The organism is Streptomyces sp. YJ-C3 (assembly GCF_053891275.1).
In genome coordinates this window covers 479857-498222 of sequence record NZ_CM132685.1, presented here as the reverse complement: position 1 = coordinate 498222, position 18366 = coordinate 479857, and the positions used below count along the sequence as shown (strand labels likewise).

At 70.6% G+C, this 18366-nt stretch carries 14 protein-coding genes and 1 rRNA gene; 3 read left to right on the top strand and 12 right to left on the bottom strand.

Features of this window, described 5'->3' with window-relative positions; translation table 11 throughout:
• Positions 1 to 288 precede the first annotated feature (288 nt).
• The 7 genes from ACVHNB_RS02225 to ACVHNB_RS02195 form a co-directional block, all read right to left on the bottom strand.
• Positions 289 to 1814 (bottom strand): 16S ribosomal RNA (locus ACVHNB_RS02225).
• A gap of 692 nt (positions 1815 to 2506) precedes the next feature.
• Positions 2507 to 3346 (bottom strand): pyrroline-5-carboxylate reductase, encoded by an 840-nt coding sequence (gene proC / locus ACVHNB_RS02220; RefSeq protein ID WP_428953143.1) that lies wholly within the window; start codon positions 3344 to 3346, stop codon positions 2507 to 2509.
• 104 nt (positions 3347 to 3450) lie between these two features.
• A complete protein-coding gene (locus tag ACVHNB_RS02215; protein ID WP_428953144.1) occupies positions 3451 to 4188 on the bottom strand; it encodes an ABC transporter permease in 738 nt (245 codons plus the stop codon).
• 20 nt (positions 4189 to 4208) lie between these two features.
• On the bottom strand, positions 4209 to 4997 hold the full coding sequence (locus ACVHNB_RS02210) for an ABC transporter ATP-binding protein (RefSeq protein WP_428953145.1): 789 nt from the start codon (positions 4995 to 4997) through the stop codon (positions 4209 to 4211).
• A 305-nt stretch (positions 4998 to 5302) separates the two neighbouring features.
• Positions 5303 to 6076 carry a class I SAM-dependent methyltransferase gene (locus tag ACVHNB_RS02205; RefSeq protein ID WP_456227300.1) on the bottom strand — a complete coding sequence of 258 codons (774 nt, stop codon included), beginning with the start codon at positions 6074 to 6076 and terminating at the stop codon, positions 5303 to 5305.
• Between the two features lie 59 nt (positions 6077 to 6135).
• A complete protein-coding gene (locus ACVHNB_RS02200; RefSeq protein ID WP_428953147.1) occupies positions 6136 to 6651 on the bottom strand; it encodes an EamA/RhaT family transporter in 516 nt (171 codons plus the stop codon).
• Between the two features lie 30 nt (positions 6652 to 6681).
• A complete protein-coding gene (locus ACVHNB_RS02195; RefSeq protein WP_428953148.1) occupies positions 6682 to 6981 on the bottom strand; it encodes a hypothetical protein in 300 nt (99 codons plus the stop codon).
• Between the two features lie 162 nt (positions 6982 to 7143).
• Here ACVHNB_RS02195 and ACVHNB_RS02190 point away from each other — a divergent pair, with 162 nt between their 5' ends.
• Entirely contained in the window at positions 7144 to 9282 is a 2139-nt protein-coding gene (locus ACVHNB_RS02190; protein WP_456227299.1) for a protein kinase domain-containing protein, read from the top strand.
• A 10-nt stretch (positions 9283 to 9292) separates the two neighbouring features.
• On the opposite strand, the gene ilvD is transcribed toward ACVHNB_RS02190, so the two are convergent.
• From ilvD to ACVHNB_RS02170, 4 genes are all read right to left on the bottom strand, one after another.
• Entirely contained in the window at positions 9293 to 11146 is a 1854-nt protein-coding gene (ilvD, locus tag ACVHNB_RS02185) for a dihydroxy-acid dehydratase (RefSeq protein ID WP_428953150.1), read from the bottom strand.
• A 107-nt stretch (positions 11147 to 11253) separates the two neighbouring features.
• Entirely contained in the window at positions 11254 to 11871 is a 618-nt protein-coding gene (locus ACVHNB_RS02180) for a TetR/AcrR family transcriptional regulator (protein WP_428953151.1), read from the bottom strand.
• Positions 11868 to 12692 carry a sugar phosphate isomerase/epimerase family protein gene (locus ACVHNB_RS02175; protein ID WP_428953152.1) on the bottom strand — a complete coding sequence of 275 codons (825 nt, stop codon included), beginning with the start codon at positions 12690 to 12692 and terminating at the stop codon, positions 11868 to 11870. Before ACVHNB_RS02175 ends, ACVHNB_RS02180 begins: the two co-directional genes overlap by 4 nt.
• A 318-nt stretch (positions 12693 to 13010) precedes the next feature.
• Positions 13011 to 13943 carry a Ppx/GppA phosphatase family protein gene (locus ACVHNB_RS02170; protein ID WP_428953153.1) on the bottom strand — a complete coding sequence of 311 codons (933 nt, stop codon included), beginning with the start codon at positions 13941 to 13943 and terminating at the stop codon, positions 13011 to 13013.
• A gap of 152 nt (positions 13944 to 14095) precedes the next feature.
• On the opposite strand from ACVHNB_RS02170, the gene ACVHNB_RS02165 reads away from it, so the two are divergent.
• Positions 14096 to 14986, top strand: coding sequence for a hypothetical protein (locus ACVHNB_RS02165; protein WP_456227298.1), 891 nt, complete (start codon positions 14096 to 14098; stop codon positions 14984 to 14986).
• Between the two features lie 15 nt (positions 14987 to 15001).
• Here the strand turns inward: ACVHNB_RS02165 and ACVHNB_RS02160 are convergent, their stop codons facing one another.
• The gene (locus ACVHNB_RS02160) at positions 15002 to 16735 is read right to left on the bottom strand and encodes a BACON domain-containing protein (RefSeq protein WP_428953155.1); all 1734 of its coding nucleotides are present in this window, start codon (positions 16733 to 16735) and stop codon (positions 15002 to 15004) included.
• 192 nt (positions 16736 to 16927) lie between these two features.
• On the opposite strand from ACVHNB_RS02160, the gene radA reads away from it, so the two are divergent.
• On the top strand, positions 16928 to 18337 hold the full coding sequence (gene radA / locus ACVHNB_RS02155) for a DNA repair protein RadA (RefSeq protein ID WP_428953156.1): 1410 nt from the start codon (positions 16928 to 16930) through the stop codon (positions 18335 to 18337).
• Positions 18338 to 18366: the final 29 nt, after the last annotated feature.

Genomic DNA, 18366 nt, shown 5'->3' with positions numbered 1-18366 from the left:
TGCAGTTCTCAAACAACGACCAACCACCCGTCACAACCCACCGAAGCAGATTTTTACCGGGGCCGGCATTGAGGTCAGGAACAAGTCCGTACCCTCAGATACCCAACAGCGTGCCCGACACCCTCGCCCCTCCATCTCGCTTTCCACGCCGAAGCAGTACTCGCGACCAGAGCAGGTCAAGTGTGCCGAATAATCAACGTTCCACCCATGAGCAACCACCGTCGAACGTTTGCCGACGTAGTGGCCTCTGACCTCGCCCCGAAGGACTCGGTAAGAAGTGCTCCTTAGAAAGGAGGTGATCCAGCCGCACCTTCCGGTACGGCTACCTTGTTACGACTTCGTCCCAATCGCCAGTCCCACCTTCGACAGCTCCCTCCCACAAGGGGTTGGGCCACCGGCTTCGGGTGTTACCGACTTTCGTGACGTGACGGGCGGTGTGTACAAGGCCCGGGAACGTATTCACCGCAGCAATGCTGATCTGCGATTACTAGCAACTCCAACTTCATGGGGTCGAGTTGCAGACCCCAATCCGAACTGAGACAGGCTTTTTGAGATTCGCTCCACCTCGCGGTATCGCAGCTCATTGTACCTGCCATTGTAGCACGTGTGCAGCCCAAGACATAAGGGGCATGATGACTTGACGTCGTCCCCACCTTCCTCCGAGTTGACCCCGGCGGTCTCCTGTGAGTCCCCATCACCCCGAAGGGCATGCTGGCAACACAGAACAAGGGTTGCGCTCGTTGCGGGACTTAACCCAACATCTCACGACACGAGCTGACGACAGCCATGCACCACCTGTACACCGACCACAAGGGGGGCACTATCTCTAATGCTTTCCGGTGTATGTCAAGCCTTGGTAAGGTTCTTCGCGTTGCGTCGAATTAAGCCACATGCTCCGCTGCTTGTGCGGGCCCCCGTCAATTCCTTTGAGTTTTAGCCTTGCGGCCGTACTCCCCAGGCGGGGCACTTAATGCGTTAGCTGCGGCACGGACAACGTGGAATGTTGCCCACACCTAGTGCCCACCGTTTACGGCGTGGACTACCAGGGTATCTAATCCTGTTCGCTCCCCACGCTTTCGCTCCTCAGCGTCAGTATCGGCCCAGAGATCCGCCTTCGCCACCGGTGTTCCTCCTGATATCTGCGCATTTCACCGCTACACCAGGAATTCCGATCTCCCCTACCGAACTCTAGCCTGCCCGTATCGACTGCAGACCCGGGGTTAAGCCCCGGGCTTTCACAACCGACGCGACAAGCCGCCTACGAGCTCTTTACGCCCAATAATTCCGGACAACGCTTGCGCCCTACGTATTACCGCGGCTGCTGGCACGTAGTTAGCCGGCGCTTCTTCTGCAGGTACCGTCACTTTCGCTTCTTCCCTGCTGAAAGAGGTTTACAACCCGAAGGCCGTCATCCCTCACGCGGCGTCGCTGCATCAGGCTTTCGCCCATTGTGCAATATTCCCCACTGCTGCCTCCCGTAGGAGTCTGGGCCGTGTCTCAGTCCCAGTGTGGCCGGTCGCCCTCTCAGGCCGGCTACCCGTCGTCGCCTTGGTGAGCCACTACCTCACCAACAAGCTGATAGGCCGCGGGCTCATCCTGCACCGCCGGAGCTTTCAACCCCCTCAGATGCCTGAAGGAGTGTCATCCGGTATTAGACCCCGTTTCCAGGGCTTGTCCCAGAGTGCAGGGCAGATTGCCCACGTGTTACTCACCCGTTCGCCACTAATCCACCCCGAAGGGCTTCATCGTTCGACTTGCATGTGTTAAGCACGCCGCCAGCGTTCGTCCTGAGCCAGGATCAAACTCTCCGTGAATGTTTCCCCGTACTCGGGGTGACACCACGAGAGCGGAACAAGGAGAGGAATAATCCCCTTGTTCACAGCGTCCTCGCTGTGCGCCTACCAGCCACCAGGACCGGCAGGACTTTTTCAAAGGAACCTCAACTCACCGAAGTGAGTCGGGGTATCAACATATCTGGCGTTGATTTTTGGCACGCTGTTGAGTTCTCAAGGAACGGACGCTTCCTTTGTACTCACCCTCTCGGGCTTTCCTCCGGGCGCTTCCCTTCGGTACTTCTTTTTAATGTTACTGCGTGTTTCCGACTCTATCAGACCGTTTCACCGGCCGATTTCCTCGGGGTCGTGCTCCGCTTTCCGGCCTTTCGGCCTTCCGGCGGTGTTGACTCTATCAGATCCTTTCGGGCCTGATTCCCTGTCAACCGGGTTTGTCTTCGCGGCTGTTGGGCCGTTCCGACGAGTGAGACATTAGCGGATTCCTGGCCCCCGACCTAATCGGGGTCCCGCTCTTTCGAACGTGGATTCCTCATTTCGCAAAAGCGCGCACAAACGACACGACGACGGAAGAAATCTGCCGTCGGGCTGTTGAGTGGGTCTTGCGGAATGGTTGTCCGGGGACCGACCGGGGTCGGCGCTCACGTCGGACAACTCGGAGAACACTACGTATCGGCCCGGGGCGTGTCAACTTCGTGCCCCGGGCCGTGCGACGGTCAGTTGTTGTTGCCGGAGGCCAGTTCGCGGCTGCGGTCGCGGGCCGCTTCGAGGGCCGCGATGAGGGCCGCGCGGACGCCGTGGTTCTCGAGTTCGCGGATCGCGTTGATGGTCGTACCTGCCGGGGACGTGACGTTCTCGCGCAGCTTCACCGGGTGCTCGCCGCTGTCGCGGAGCATCGTGGCCGCGCCGATGGCGGACTGGACGATGAGGTCATGGGCCTTGTCGCGGGGCAGGCCGAGGAGGATGCCGGCGTCCGTCATCGCTTCGACCAGGTAGAAGAAGTAGGCAGGGCCCGAGCCGGAGAGGGCCGTGCAGGCGTCCTGCTGTGATTCCGGGACGCGGAGGGTCTTGCCCACCGAGCCGAAGATGTCCTCGGCGTGGGTGAGGTGGGCGGCGGTCGCGTGCGTGCCGGCGGAGATGACGGACATGGCCTCGTCCACGAGGGCCGGAGTGTTCGTCATGACGCGGACCACCGGGGTGCCGGGCTCCAGCTTCTCCTCGAAGAAGGTGGTGGGGATGCCTGCCGCGCCGCTGATGACCAGGCGGTCCTGCGGGAGGTGCGGGGCCAGTTCCGTGAGGAGCGTGCCCATGTCCTGGGGTTTGACCGTGAGGATCAGGATGTCGGCCTGCTTCGCGGCTTCCTGGTTGGTGACCGGGGTGACGCCGTAGCGGGTGCGCAGTTCCTCGGCGCGCTCGGGGCGGCGGGCCGTGACCATGAGGTCGGCGGGGTCCCAGCCGCCGCGGATCATGCCGCTGAGCAGGGCTTCGCCGATCTTGCCCGTGCCGAGTACGGCGACCTTGTGGCGCGGGGTCTGGCTCTGGGGCGTCTGGCTCATGTGGCTCGGGCCTTCCGTGTGCGTCGTCGTCCGGACGCATCCTCGCATCGGGCGGGCCGCGCGCCAGGGGGTTGTCCGGTGGACGGACGGTCCGGGCGGCGCGGTCAGGCCGTGCGACGGCGCAGGGTCGCCGCGCCCAGGGCCAGGACCAGCGCGGCGCAGCCCGCCACGATCAGGGCGTCGCGTACGTAGGTGGCGGTGAGGTCCGTGTGGCGGAGGACCTCGTTCATGCCGTCGACCGCGTAGGACATGGGGAGGACGTTCGAGATCGCTTCCAGGACCGGCTGCATCTTGTCGCGCGGGGTGAACAGGCCACAGAGGAGGAGCTGGGGGAAGATCACCGCTGGCATGAACTGGACCGCCTGGAACTCGGATGCCGCGAAGGCCGAGACGAACAGGCCGAGGGCGGTGCCGAGCAGGGCGTCCAGGAGGGCCACCAGGAGGAGCAGCCAGGCCGACCCCGTGACGTTCAGGTCGAGGACCCAGAGGGCGAGGCCGGTGGCCAGGGCCGACTGGACGACCGCCAGGGCGCCGAAGGCGAGCGCGTAACCGGCGATGAGGTCGCCCTTGCCGAGGGGCATGGCCAGGAGGCGTTCCAGGGTGCCGCTGGTGCGTTCGCGCAGGGTGGCGATGGAGGTCACCAGGAACATCGTGATGAGCGGGAAGATGCCGAGGAGCGAGGCGCCGATGGAGTTGAAGGTGCCGGGGCTGCCGTCGAAGACGTAGCGGAGCAGGAACAGCATCACGCACGGGACGAGCAGCATGAGCGCGATGGAGCGCGGGTCGTGGCGGAGCTGGCGCAGGACGCGGGTCGCGGTGGCGGTGGTGCGGTACGTGTTCATGGCGGGTCCGTCCGGGGTGGTCAGGGGGCGGCGTTCGCGGCGTCGACCAGGTGGAGGAAGGCCTGTTCGACGGTGGGGCTGGCGGTGGCCGTGCGCAGGGCGTCGGGGGTGTCGTCGGCCAGGAGTTCGCCGTCGCGCATGAGGAGGAGGCGGTGGCAGCGCTCGGCCTCGTCCATGACGTGGGAGGAGACCAGGATCGTGGTGCCGCGGCCGGCCGCGAGGTCATGGAAGAGGTTCCAGAGGTCGCGGCGCAGGACCGGGTCCAGGCCGACGGTGGGTTCGTCGAGGACGAGGAGTTCGGGGGTGCCGAGGAGGGCGACGGCGAGGGAGACGCGGCCGAGTTGGCCGCCGGAGAGGTTTCCGGCGAGGGCGTCGGCGTGGGAGGTGAGGTCCACGTCGGTGAGGACGCGGTCGACGTCCGTGGCGCGCCGGTGGGCCGCGGCGCGGCCCGGGAGGAGTACCGCGGCGAAGTAGCCCAGGTTCTGGCGCACTGTCAGATCGAGGTAGACGGACGGGGCCTGGGTCACGTAGCCGACGCGGGAGCGCAGGGACGGGTGGCCGGCGGGGCGGCCCAGGACCTGGAGGGTGCCGGAGACCTTGGCCTGGGTGCCGACGAGGGCGCGCATCAGGGTCGACTTGCCGCAGCCGGAGGGGCCCAGCAGGCCGGTGATCTGGCCGCGGGGGACGGTGAAGTCGAGGCCGTGGAGGACGCTGCGGGGGCCGCGGGTGACGGTGAGGGCTGTGGCGTGGACGGCGGGGGTGACGGGTTCTCGGGGGGCGGGGCCGGGAGAGTCCGAGGTTTTATTCATCACATGATGAATATTGCTCCGGGGGGGTTGACGGCGTCAAGGAGCGTGGCGGGGGCCTCGCCTGAAGGGAGGGTGGCCGTCGGGGGTTGTCTTGGCGGCTTTCCCTCGTCTCCGACAGGTGTCGGGTCGGGTACGGGGCCGCCCTGGGCATGTCCGTGCTCGCCATCTTGATGGCGTCCCTGGTTGCTTCGGGCCTCGCTACCGCGTGAGCTGTGCTGCGCGCGCACATACCCAGACCGGCCCCTCCCGTCTCGTACGCGACCGGACGCCGGTGGGGGCTGCGCAGATCGAGCCCCGCCGGCGATTCAGGCGCGGCGGACGATCGTGAGGTCCAGGGCGTAGGCGTCCTCCACCATGCCGTCGGGGAAGTGGCGCAGCAGGTGCGCGCGCTCGTCCGCCAGGACCGGGGCGGAGCGTTCGGGGCCCATGACCGCGAAGTAGGAGCGGCTGCCGAGGTGGGCCAGGTGCAGGTCGACCGGGATGCGGCGGGTCCAGTGGAGGCGGCGGAAGGCCGGGGTCGGGCCGAGGGCGGTGATGATGCCGGGGGCGTCGGCGGCGACGCCGTGGCGGTGGTAGCCGGGCAGCCGGGCCTGGAGGCGGGTCTCCTGGGCGCGGGTCCATTCGACGTCCGGATCCGGGACGTTCCACCACAGGGCGAGCGCGCCGCCCGGCCGCAGGACGCGCAGCGCCTCGGGGACCGAGCGGGCCGGGTCGGTCCAGTGCCAGGACTGGGCGTACGTGACCAGGTCGACGGAGGCGTCCGCGAACGGCAGGGCGTCGCCGACGGCGCGGACGAGCGGGACGTCGGGGAGGGTCCGGCGGAGCTCGGCGCCCATGCCGGGGCCCGGCTCGACGGCGATGACGCGGGCGCCGCGCTCGCGCAGCAGGCGGGTGGCGATACCGGTGCCCGCGCCCACGTCGAGGACGCGGGTGCCGCGCAGGCCGCCGGGGCCGAGGGCCGCCAGTCGCTCGACGGTGTCGAAGAGTTCGGGCGGGTAACCGGGGCGGGCCGAGGCGTACTGGGCGGCGACCGTGTCGAAGGAGAGCGCGAACTCGGCGCCCGGGGGCTGCTCCGTCATGGGTTCATCCTGGCCGTGCGGGGGCCGGCCTGCCAGGCTCGGCGCGGCTTCGTCCCGGCTCAGCTCTTCTTCTTCCCCGAGGACTTCTTCGCGGGGTTGCGGGTGCGGCGGGTGGTGCGGCGTTCGTACTGCTCGCGGGCGGTCTCGTACTCCTGCCTGCGGAGCTTCTCGCCCGGGGCCTCGGTCAGGCAGCGCAGGGCGTGGGCGACGAGGACGCCGACGAAGCCGATCGTCAGGAAGCCGCGCAGGGACGCCTGGCGCTCGGGGTCGTGGCGCTGGGAGAAGCCGCTCCAGGTGCGGTTGAAGGCGAACGCGCTGCAGATGGCGAACATGGCGACGACCAGGATGTTCACGAACGCGCCGACGTCCGCGACGGCCAGACCCTCGTAGGCGAAGCGCAGCACGAAGCAGCCGGCCGCCGCGGCGAGGAGCGCGCCCACGCCGACGGCGGCGCGGCGCAGCAGGTAGGTGCCGCTGTGGTCGACCCAGCTCGTCCCGAAGAAACGGATCTCCTCGGGACGGGGGCCGGGGGCCGGGGAGGTGCTGGGGGTGCCGGTGCCGGTTTCGTCGCTCACGGTTCGATTATCACCGGGGACCGGGGTGGGTCAGGCGCAGCGTGGTGCCACGTATCCGTCGCTGCCCGTCTTCACGTACGCGTCCGAGACGTACTGGCCGTTGCCGATGCTGTCCCAGATGTTCGTCGTGCCGTAGGTGCCGGTGACCCACTCGCCGGGCTTCTGGCAGTTGATCGGCACGCTCGCGCCGAGCGGCAGCACCCGGACCAACGCGTACTGGGTTCCCGGGCCGCTGCGCACCTTGAGCCGGATTCCGGGTGCGACCGCGTAACGGGTCGCCGCCGCGGCGGCTATGCCCTCGACCGCGCCCGATGTTTCCTCAACAGCCATGGAGGCCTCCCCCGTTGATGTCGTCCGATGCCGTCGGTGTGTGTCCGGCACCGGCATCGCCCCGTGCGACTCGCGCAGGCTAGCAAGCCCCTCCGGTATCGCACGCACCATCGACTAGGCTCCGTGCGTCGCGCTTGCGGACTCAGAACACGGGGGTGGGCGATGCCGCCGCTGCGCAGCACCGGACCCGGGCCGGAAGCGGAACGTCCGGGGTACGCCGGTCGCTATCGGCTCGAGGAATGTCTCGGTTCCGGCGGCATGGGGGTGGTCCATCTGGCCACGTCCGCTTCGGGGTTGCGGCTCGCGATCAAGATCGTGCATGCCCCGATCGCCACGGATCCTGAATTCAGGGCGCGTTTCCGGCAGGAGGTCAGCGCCGCGCGCCGGGTCAGCGGTGCCTTCACGGCGCCCGTCGTCGACGCGGACCCGGATGCCGGACTGCCCTGGATGGCCACACTGTTCATCCCCGGTGACACCCTGTCGGAACGGGTGAAGCGGAACGGCGCGCTGTCGGTCGCGGAAGTACGCCGCCTCGGGGCGGGACTGGCCGAGGCGCTGCGCGACATCCATCGCGCGGGGGTCGTCCACCGCGATCTGAAGCCGAGCAATGTGCTGCTCGCGGCCGACGGGCCCAAGGTCATCGACTTCGGCATCTCCCGTCCGGTGGACAGCGATCTGCGCACGGAGACCGGCAGGCTGATCGGGTCGCCGCCGTTCATGGCTCCGGAGCAGTTCCAGCGGCCGCGCGAAGTGGGGCCGGCCGCGGACGTGTTCGCGATGGGCGCGGTGCTCGCCCACGCGGCAACGGGTCGCGGTCCGTTCGACTCCGACAGCCCGTACCTCGTCGCCTATCAAGTGGTGCACAACGAACCGGACCTGACCGGCGTGCCGGACGAGCTGTTGCCCGTGGTCCGCCGCTGCCTGACCAAGGATCCGGACGAACGGCCCTCCCCCGCCGAGGTCATGGAGATGCTGCGCCAGCCGGCGACGGCGCCGCTGATACCGGCCCAGCGTGAGCCCGACCGCCGTGAGCGGATCCCGGAGCACTCCTCTTCGGCGGACGCCGCCCGCCCCGTGTCACGTCCCGAGCCCGGTACGGCGTCCGGCGGCACCGTCGCGCCACGGCGCGGCAGGCGCTCCCGGCTGGTCCTGGCGGCCGCCGTCGGTACGTTGCTGATCGCGACGGGCGCGGCCCTCGCCACGGGCACCCTGTTCCCGGACGACGAGCGGCCCGCGGCGCACCGGCAGCCCTCCGACCGGGCCGACTTCACGCCATGGGCCACCCGTCTCGGAACCGGGAGCGGCACGCCGCCCGCGTGCACGGCCACCGCGGACGCCTTGTACTGCGTCACCGGGACGGGCCTCACGGCCCGCCTCGACCCCGCGGACGGCGCTGTCGTGTGGCGCCGCGCCCTGGGCCGGCCGTCCGGTGCGCCGCCGACGGTCTCCGGTGGCCTGCTGCACCTCGTCACCGGCCACCGCCTGCAGGCGCTCGACCTCGGTACCGGTGCGGCGCGGTGGAGCGCGGACACCGCGGGCAGCTCCGCGGTCCGGCACTCCGCGGGGACCACCCTGCTCGTCGGTTCCGAAGGGGCGGTCCGGGCGCTGGACAGCGCGACCGGACGAAAGCTGTGGGAGCGCGGCGTCGGCGGGGTCGGCACCCAGTGGGTGGCCGGTGACCAGCGGACCCTCTATGCCGTCACGCCGGCTCCGGACGGTTCCGCCACCACGATCCGGGCGGTGGCGGCGGACGACGGGCGCTCCCTGTGGTCAGCCCGGGCGGACGGAGATCTCCGCCCCGTCGCCGCCGGGGACGACGCGCTGCACCTCTTGTCCCTGAACGCGGACCAGCTGACCGACGCGGTGGTCCGCCTCGACACCCGGACCAGGTCGGCGCACCGCGTCCCGCTACCCCTGCGGATCGATCAGGCGGAGGCCACGGAGAGCGCCGGAACCGTGTTCGTCTACGGGGCCGGCGGCATGCTTCTCGCGGTCGACACGCGTCCCACGACGAAGGCGGCGGACGCCGTGCGCTGGCAGCAGGACACCGCGGTGAGCCGCCCGTCCCGTCCGGTGGCCGCCGAGGGACGGCTCTGTTTCACGGCGCCCGACGGCCGTCTCCTCGCCACGGATGCCCGTACCGGCGCTCCCCTGGGCCAGACCCGCCCCCGCTCCGCCGCCCGCCCCGACCGCGTCGTCGCCGAGCTGGCGGAGCCGGTCGTGGTCGGGGGCCGGGTGTACGGGAGTGCGCCGGACGGCACGGTCTTCGGGGTGGACGGACGTCACCCCGAGGACTGGTGAAGCAGCGGGGTCAGCCGAGCTTGGAGACGTCGCGGACCGCGCCCTTGTCGGCGCTGGTCGCCATCGCCGCGTACGCGCGCAGGGCCGCGGAGACCTTGCGCTCGCGCGCCTTGGGGGCGTAGACGCCGCCGAGGACCTCGCGGCGCGCGGCCAACTCCTCGTCGGAGACGAGCAGTTCGATGGACCGGTTCGGGATGTCGATGCGGACGCGGTCGCCGTCCTCGACGAGGGCGATGGCGCCGCCGGCGGCCGCCTCGGGCGAGGCGTGGCCGATGGACAGGCCCGACGTACCGCCGGAGAAGCGGCCGTCCGTGACGAGCGCGCAGACCTTTCCGAGACCGCGGCCCTTCAGGTACGAGGTCGGGTAGAGCATCTCCTGCATGCCGGGGCCGCCCTTGGGGCCCTCGTAGCGGATGACGACGACGTCGCCCTCCTTGACCTGCTTGAGCAGGATCTTCTCGACGGCCTCCTCCTGCGACTCGCAGACCACGGCCGGGCCCTCGAAGACCCAGATGGACTCGTCGACACCGGCGGTCTTCACGACGCAGCCGTCCTCGGCCAGGTTGCCCTTCAGGACCGCGAGGCCGCCGTCCTTGGAGTAGGCGTGGGCGACGTCGCGGATGCAGCCGTTCGCCGCGTCCGTGTCGAGGGTGTCCCAGCGCTCGGACTGCGAGAAGGCCTCGGCGGAGCGCTTGCAGCCGGGGGCCGCGTGCCACAGCTCGACGGCCTCGTCGGACGCGGCGCCGGAACGGACGTCCCAGGCGTCCAGCCACTCCTTGATGGAGGGCGAGTGGACCGTGTGCACGTCCTCGTTGAGGAGACCGCCGCGGTACAGCTCGCCGAGGAGGGCGGGGATGCCGCCGGCGCGGTGCACGTCCTCCATGTAGTACGTCTTCGAGCCCGCGACGTTCGGCGCGACCTTGGCCAGGCAGGGGACGCGGCGCGAGACGGCGTTGATGTGGTCGAGGTTGTAGTCGACCTCGGCCTCCTGCGCGGCGGCCAGCAGGTGCAGGATCGTGTTCGTGGAGCCGCCCATGGCGATGTCGAGCGCCATCGCGTTCTCGAAGGCGGCGTGGGTGGCGATGTTGCGCGGCAGGACCGAGGCGTCGTCCTCGCCGTAGTAGCGCTTGGTCAGCTCGACGACGGTCGCGCCCGCGCGCTCGTACAGCGCCTTGCGGGCGGTGTGCGTGGCGAGGACCGAGCCGTTGCCCGGCAGGGACAGACCGATGGCCTCGGTCAGGCAGTTCATCGAGTTGGCGGTGAACATGCCGGAACACGAGCCGCAGGTCGGGCAGGCGTTCTCCTCGATACGGAGGATGTCCTCGTCGGAGATCTTCTCGTTCACGGCCTCGGACATCGCGTCGACCAGGTCGAGCGTGCGGACCGTGCCGTCGACGAGGGTGGCCCGGCCGGACTCCATCGGGCCGCCGGAGACGAAGACCGTCGGGATGTTGAGGCGCAGCGCGGCCATCAGCATGCCCGGGGTGATCTTGTCGCAGTTCGAGATGCACACCAGGGCGTCCGCGCAGTGCGCCTCGACCATGTACTCGACCGAGTCGGCGATCAGATCGCGCGACGGCAGGCTGTACAGCATGCCGCCGTGCCCCATGGCGATGCCGTCGTCGACGGCGATGGTGTTGAACTCCCGGGGGATGCCGCCGGCGGCCGTGATGGCGTCGCTGACGATCCGGCCGACCGGGGCCAGGTGGGTGTGCCCGGGCACGAACTCGGTGAACGAGTTGGCCACGGCGATGATCGGCTTCCGGCCGATGTCCGCACCGGGTACACCGGAGGCGCGCATAAGGGCGCGTGCGCCCGCCATGTTGCGGCCGTGGGTGACTGTGCGGGACCTCAGCTCGGGCATCGTCGCTCGCTCCTTCAGGCAGAAAAGACTGCGTACGAGCCTACGCCGCCCCTCCAAGATCCGGACACCCTGTCCAGATACCGGGACGCCCGTCTCATGGTCCCGGGTCAGGAGCCGGTCAGATGTCCCTGCACGACGGGCGCGAGCCGGGCCACGAGGACCTCGACGTCCGCCGAGGCCAGCGGCTCCACCTTGATCACGTACCGGAGCATCGCGGTCCCCACCAGCTGGGCCGCGGCCAGCGAGGCCCGCAGCTCGGCCTCCTGCTCCGGCAGGTCGAGGCGCCGCCCGATGCGCGACAGCAGCTGGGCGGCGATGAGCCGCCGGAAGACGCCCGCGGCCACCTCGTTGTTGACGGCGGAGCGCACGATGGCGAGCAGCGGTGCCCGCGTCGCCGGGTTCTCCCACACGCCGAAGATGAACCGGGTCAGCCGCTCGCCGACCCCGTCCAGCGGCCCGTCCTCCACGGCGGCCGGAGCCTCCAGGGCGGGCGCGAAGGCCATCTCGACGGAGGCGGCGAACACCTGCTCCTTGGTGCCGAAGTAGTGGTGCACCAGCGCCGAGTCGACCCCGGCCGCCTTGGCGATCCCCCGCACGGAGGTCTTGTCGTACCCCCGCTCGGCGAACTCCTCGCGCGCCGCGGCGAGGATCCGCTCACGCGTCCCGGGCCCGTCCCCGCCCGCCGTACGCGAGGGCCGTCCCCGGCGCCGCGCGGATTCGCTCATGAACGCGGCACCCGCATCGCGGACGCCAGATGCAGCCGTGTGAAGGCGAGCGCCTCGGCGAGGTCTGCCTCACGCTCGGCGCTGGACATCGCTCGCCGCGTATTGACCTCGATGACCACATGCCCGTCGAACCCGCTGACGGCCAGCCGCTCCAGCAGCTCGGCACAGGGCTGCGTGCCGCGCCCCGGCACCAGGTGCTCGTCCTTGTTGGACCCGTTCCCGTCGGCCAGGTGCACGTGCCCCAGCCGGTCTCCCATCCGGTCGATCATCTGCATCGCGTCGGTCCGGGCCGTGGCGGTGTGGCTCAGGTCGACGGTGAAGTGCCGGTAGTCGTCCTTCGTGACGTCCCAGTCGGGGGCGTACGCGAGCATCTCCCGGTCCCGGTAGCGCCACGGGTACATGTTTTCGACGGCGAACCGCACATCGGTCTCGCCGGCCATCCGCCAGATGCCGCTGACGAAGTCCCGGGCGTACTGCCGCTGCCACCGGAAGGGCGGATGCACCACGACGGTCGAGGCCCCGAGCTTCTCCGCCGCGGCCTTCGCCCGCTGCAGCTTCACCCATGGGTCCGTCGACCAGACCCGCTGCGTGATCAGCAGACATGGTGCGTGCACGGCCAGAATCGGGATCCGGTGATAGTCGCTGAGCCGCCGCAGCGCCTCGATGTCCTGGCTGACGGGGTCGGTCCACACCATGACCTCGACGCCGTCGTAGCCCAGGCGTGCGGCGATCTCGAAGGCCGTCGCCGTCGACTCCGGATACACCGAGGCGGTCGACAGGGCGACCTTCGCATCCGGGATGCGCACCACTGGTTCTGCCACGGGGACAGAGTACGGGCCCTCGCGATCCCGCGGGGAGGCCGGGTGAATCGTCCCCGCGCCGACGGATCCTTGACATGGATCCACCGGCGATCACTCGCGTACGAGACGGGAGGGGCCGGTCTGGGTATGTGCGCGCGCAGCACAGACCACGCGGTGACGAAGCGCGAAGCAACCGGCGAGGCCATCAAGATGGCGAGCACGGACATGCCCAGGGCGGCCCCGTACCCACCCACACACCTGTCGGATCGAAACGGAAAGCCGCCAACCGAAGCCCAGACGGCCACCCTCCCTTCAGGCGGTTCAGGCCGTTCAGACCACTCAGGGCGAGGCCAGATGATCCAGCCGCCGCAGGATGACACCCTCCCGCAGCGCCCAGGGACAGATCTCCAACGTCTCCACCCCGAACAGATCCATCGCCCCTTCGGCCACCAGCGCCCCCGCGAGCAACTGCCCGGCCCGCCCCTCCGACACCCCGGGCAGCTCCGCCCGCTCAGCCACCGTCATCCCGGCGAGCCGCGGCACCCACGCCTCCAACGACTCCCGCTTCAAGTCCCGTTGCACGTACAGCCCTTCGGTGGACCGAGCGGCTCCCGCAAGCCGCGCCAACTGCTTGAACGTCTTTGACGTGGCCACCACATGATCCGGCGCCCCGAACCGGCTGAACTCCCCCACGGTCCGCGCGATCTGCGCCCGCACATGCCGCCGCAACGCCTTCACGTCCGCCGGATCGGCCGGATCCCCGGGCAGCCACCCGGCCGTCAACCGCCCGGCCCCCAGCGGCAGCGACACCGCCGCGTCGGGCTCCTCGTCGATCCCGTACGCGATCTCCAGCGACCCGCCACCGATGTCGAGCACCAGCAGCTTCCCCGCGGACCAGCCGAACCACCGCCGCACGGCGAGGAACGTGAGCCGCGCCTCCTCCGCCCCGGTGAGCACCCGCAGCTCGACCCCGGTCTCGTCCTTCACCCGCGCCAGCACCTCATCGGCGTTGCTCGCCTCGCGCACGGCCGACGTGGCGAAGGGCAGCAGGTCCTCGACACCCTTGTCCTCGGCGGCCTCCAGGGCCCCTCTGACCGTGCCGACCAGCTGTTCCACCCCGTCGGCCCCGATCGCGCCCCGCTCGTCGAGGAGTTGGGCGAGCCGCAGATCGGCCTTGTGCGAGTGCGCGGGCAGCGGGCGGGCACCCCTGTGCGCGTCCACCACAAGCAGATGAACCGTATTCGAACCCACGTCGAGGACACCGAGTCTCATATACGGAACGCTACTGCGCCGACCCCGCGCTCCGTCCGCCAAGGCCCCTGCCGAGACCCGACCCGTGACCTGAGCGGGGAGCCGAGCCGGCCCCTGGACCGTCGTGGAAGCGGGAGTCTCGCCCACCTCCACGACGCCCTTACTCTGGAGCCGTGCCAAAGACGAAAAAGGCCAAGGCCGACAAGAGCGACAAGAAGACGAAGTCGGCGACTCCAGACCTGGAGCCGAAGCAGAAGCAGAAGCCGAAGCAGCAGGCGAAGCAGCAGCCGAAGGCGGCCCAGCCGGACGAGAAGGGAATCGACTTCCCGCGCGCCTGGGTCGAGTTCCCGGATCCGGCGGACGACGAGCAGATCTTCCGGTGCGATCTGACATGGCTGACCTCTCGTTGGACCTGCATCTTCGGCAGCGGCTGCCAGGGCATCCAGGCGGGCCGCGCGGACGACGGCTGCTGCACGCTGGGCGCGCACTTCTCGGACGAGGACGACGAGAAGCGCGTGGCGGGCTACGTCGCGCGCCTCACGCCGGACATCTGGCAGCACCACGACGTCGGTACGGAGACCGGCTGGGTCTCCAAGGACGAGGACGGCGAGCGCCAGACCCGCCCGTACAAGGGCTCGTGCATCTTCCAGAACCGCCCGGGCTTCGAGGGCGGCGCCGGCTGCTCGCTGCACATCCTGGCGATCAAGGAGGGCCGCGAGCCGCTGGAGACGAAGCCGGATGTGTGCTGGCAGCTGCCGGTCCGCCGTACCTACGAGTGGATCGACCGCCCCGACGACACCCGGGTGCTCCAGGTCTCGATCGGTGAGTACGACCGGCGCGGCTGGGGCCCGGGCGGCCACGACCTGCACTGGTGGTGCACCTCGGCGACCTCGGCGCACGGCGCGGGCGACCCGGTGTACGTCTCGTACCGCCCGGAGCTCACCGAGCTGATGGGCAAGGCCGGTTACGACAAGCTGGTCGAGCTCTGCGAGGAGCGGCTGGCGTCCGCCCCGAAGGGCCTGCCGCTGCTCGCCCCGCACCCGGCGGACCCGGACCCGGCGTAGCGACACGGGAAGTGCCTACGGGGACTGCGGCGACGTCGAGTCCCCGGGGCTCGACGGGTCGGAGGGCGCGGGCGACGAGCCGGTCGGCGTCGGGTCGGGCTCCGAGGTCGTGGGGTCCGGGTCCGGCGAGCTCGGGTCGGGGTCCGAGGGCGAGGGATCGCTCGGCCCCGACGAGGGCTCGGAGGGCGAGGGGTCGGACGGCGTGGGGTCCGGCCCGCCGGTGCCGGGCCCGCTGGTGCCCGGCCCGGGGGTGGGCCGGGCACCGCCGGAACTCCCGTACCCGTCGAGGGAGATGACGGCGCCGGACGGATCGATGCCGATGCGGGCGCTCCAGTGCCCGGACGGCTCCCGGTCATGATCGACGTACACCCGGATCGTGAACGACTCGCCCGGCCGCAGCGTCCCCGACGCCTGGCTCAGATACAGCCAGGACGCCCCGGTGTGCGCGGACCAGTGGACGGCCGAACTCCCGGACGCCGTCAGGGTGATGAGCGTCGAGGCGCCGCTGGGCTGGGCCTCGACGGTCAGCCGCCCGGGGCCGGTGCCCGCGCGCGGCGAGATGACCTCGACGGAGACGTCGGGCGAGCGGCTGCCCGCGGTGAAGCGGGGGTCGGGGGTGGTGCTGGCGTTGCCCGCGTTCTCGTACGTGTCGTCCGTGCGCTCGCCGCTCAGCCCGTCGGGTCCGCCCGCCTCGCTGGCGCTGATGGAGCGGCCGTCGGTGCCCTCGCCGGTGAGCGGGGCTCCGCGGTAGGCGGCCCACAGGGCGAGTACGGGAGCGGCCACCACGGTGGCGACCACGGTCGTCGTGACCGCGCGCGAGCGCAGCCGGTCCCGCCGTGCCGCCCGGTCCTTGGGATCCATGGGGAACCCGCGCCGGTCGAAGCGGGGCGCGCCGCCGGGGTGCGGGGCGTGCATCGCGCGGTGCAGGGCGGGGCGCGGGGCCTCGACGAGGGGCAGCGCGGCGGGCGTCACGGAGGTGCCGGGCCAGCTGCCGGGGGCGGCGCGCTCGGCGGTGCGGCGGCAGCGCGGGCAGTCGTCGACGTGCCGGACGAGCTCGCGGCGCAGGGCGGCGGACAGGAGCACTTGGTTGTCGCCGGTGAGGCGGGCGACGCTGGGGCAGGTGCCGGTCTCCACGACGGCGAGCGCGGCGCGGGTGCGCTCGACCTCGCAGGCGGCGGCCGCGAGCAGCTCGCGGGTGACGCCGGGGTCGGTGCCGAGGACGGCCGCGACCTCGCGCGGCGACAGCTGGTGCCGCACGGCCAGTTCGAGCGCCTCGCGCTGCTCGGGGGTGGTGCCGGCTGCCTCCGGCCAGGCGAGCAGCGCGAGTTGGCGGCGGCGCTCCTCCTGGAGGAGGACGTCTTCGGAGGGGCCCTTCTCGGCGGGCTCGGGCGGGCGCTTGCCCGTGGCGTGCGCGCCCTGCCGCCTGCGCTTGGCCTCGGCGAGACGGCGCAGACAGGCCCAGCGGGCGAGCGCGTACAGCCAGGCCCTGCGGTCGGCCTCGGAGTCGGCGGCCGGGGCGCGCGAGCCGCGGCGCTCGGCGAGCGCGAGGGCGTCACCGAGGGCGGCGGTCGCCTCTTCGTGGTCGCAGAGCACGGAGAGGCAGTAGGTGAACAAGCCGTCCAGACACGGCTCGTAGCGAGCGGGCGGGCGCTGCGGAACAGCGCGCGGCACCGGCCGCCTCGCCCCGGGGCGGTGCGCCCGGTGTGCGCCGGTGGTGTGCGTGGGGGTTTCCGGCCTGCTGCTCATCACCCGTGCGACCGTAGGCGGCGCGCGCGGGGCCCTTCCGGCCCCTTGAGCACTTTTAATCCTTACGGGTGAAACGATCCCTCAAAAGGGGACAGGAAGCCCATATTCCGTGGCCAGCACGGCTACGCGGGGCAACCGACAGGGGCAATACCGCCGATGTCGGCGATGTCAGTGGGGCCCGCTACGGTTTCGTGCATGGCTGCCCGTACGAAATCCGCGAAGGACCGTCCGTCCTACCGCTGCACCGAATGCGGCTGGCAGACGGCCAAGTGGCTGGGCCGCTGCGCCGAGTGCCAGGCGTGGGGGACGATCGAGGAGTACGGCGCGCCCGCCGTGCGCACGACCGCCCCCGGCCGCGTCACGACATCCGCCGTGCCCATCGGCCAGGTGGACGGCAAGCAGGCCACGGCCCGCAGCACCGGGGTGCCGGAGCTGGACCGGGTGCTCGGCGGCGGACTCGTACCGGGTGCGGTGGTCCTGCTCGCGGGCGAGCCCGGCGTCGGCAAGTCCACGCTGCTCCTGGACGTGGCGGCCAAGGCCGCCGACGAGGAGCACCGGACCCTCTATGTGACGGGCGAGGAGTCGGCGTCCCAGGTCCGCCTGCGCGCCGACCGCATCAAGGCGATCGACGACCATCTGTACCTGGCGGCGGAGACCGATCTCTCCGCCGTCCTCGGTCACTTGGACGCGGTGAAGCCCTCGCTGCTGATCATGGACTCGGTGCAGACGGTGGCGTCGCCGGAGATCGACGGGGCGCCGGGCGGCATGGCGCAGGTCCGCGAGGTGGCCGGGGCGCTGATCCGCGCGTCCAAGGAGCGCGGCATGTCGACCCTGCTCGTGGGCCATGTCACGAAGGAGGGCGCGATCGCGGGCCCGCGCCTGCTGGAGCACCTGGTCGACGTCGTGCTGAACTTCGAGGGCGACCGGCACGCGCGCCTGCGCCTGGTCCGCGGCGTGAAGAACCGGTACGGGACGACGGACGAGGTCGGCTGCTTCGAGCTGCACGACGAGGGCATCACCGGGCTCGCCGACCCGTCCGGCCTGTTCCTGACCCGCCGCGACGAGCCGGTCCCCGGCACCTGTCTGACGGTGACCCTGGAGGGCCGCCGCCCGCTGGTCGCCGAGGTCCAGGCACTGACGGTCGACTCCCAGATCCCCTCGCCCCGCCGCACCACGTCCGGCCTGGAGACGTCCCGCGTCTCGATGATGCTGGCGGTACTCGAACAGCGTGGCCGGATCAGCGCCTTGGGCAAAAGGGACATCTACTCCGCGACGGTCGGCGGCGTGAAGCTCTCCGAGCCGGCCGCGGACCTGGCCATCGCGCTCGCCCTCGCCTCCGCCGCGAGCGACACCCCGCTGCCCAAGAACCTGGTGGCGATCGGAGAAGTAGGCCTCGCGGGCGAGGTCAGACGGGTCACGGGCGTGCAGCGCAGGCTGGCCGAAGCACACCGTCTCGGGTTCACGCACGCCCTCGTGCCGGCCGATCCCGGAAAGATCCCGCCCGGTATGAAGGTCCTGGAAGTCGCCGATATAGGGGACGCGCTGCGGGTGCTGCCGAAGAGCCGTCGCCGAGAGGCCCCGCGGGAGACGGAGGAGCGCCGGTAGACTTTGCCCTGGTCTCGCCCGTGCGTACG

Bases quoted from the DNA above. Each gene is read 5' to 3' on its own strand.
- ilvD (WP_428953150.1), bottom strand. From the start codon at position 11,146: ATGCCCGAGCTGAGGTCCCGCACAGTCACCCACGGCCGCAACATGGCG.
- ACVHNB_RS02195 (WP_428953148.1), bottom strand. From the start codon at position 6,981: ATGGCTGTTGAGGAAACATCGGGCGCGGTCGAGGGCATAGCCGCCGCG.
- ACVHNB_RS02205 (WP_456227300.1), bottom strand. From the start codon at position 6,076: ATGACGGAGCAGCCCCCGGGCGCCGAGTTCGCGCTCTCCTTCGACACG.
- ACVHNB_RS02210 (WP_428953145.1), bottom strand. From the start codon at position 4,997: ATGAATAAAACCTCGGACTCTCCCGGCCCCGCCCCCCGAGAACCCGTC.
- ACVHNB_RS02180 (WP_428953151.1), bottom strand. From the start codon at position 11,871: ATGAGCGAATCCGCGCGGCGCCGGGGACGGCCCTCGCGTACGGCGGGC.
- ACVHNB_RS02170 (WP_428953153.1), bottom strand. From the start codon at position 13,943: ATGAGACTCGGTGTCCTCGACGTGGGTTCGAATACGGTTCATCTGCTT.
- ACVHNB_RS02190 (WP_456227299.1), top strand. From the start codon at position 7,144: ATGCCGCCGCTGCGCAGCACCGGACCCGGGCCGGAAGCGGAACGTCCG.
- proC (WP_428953143.1), bottom strand. From the start codon at position 3,346: ATGAGCCAGACGCCCCAGAGCCAGACCCCGCGCCACAAGGTCGCCGTA.
- radA (WP_428953156.1), top strand. From the start codon at position 16,928: ATGGCTGCCCGTACGAAATCCGCGAAGGACCGTCCGTCCTACCGCTGC.
- ACVHNB_RS02215 (WP_428953144.1), bottom strand. From the start codon at position 4,188: ATGAACACGTACCGCACCACCGCCACCGCGACCCGCGTCCTGCGCCAG.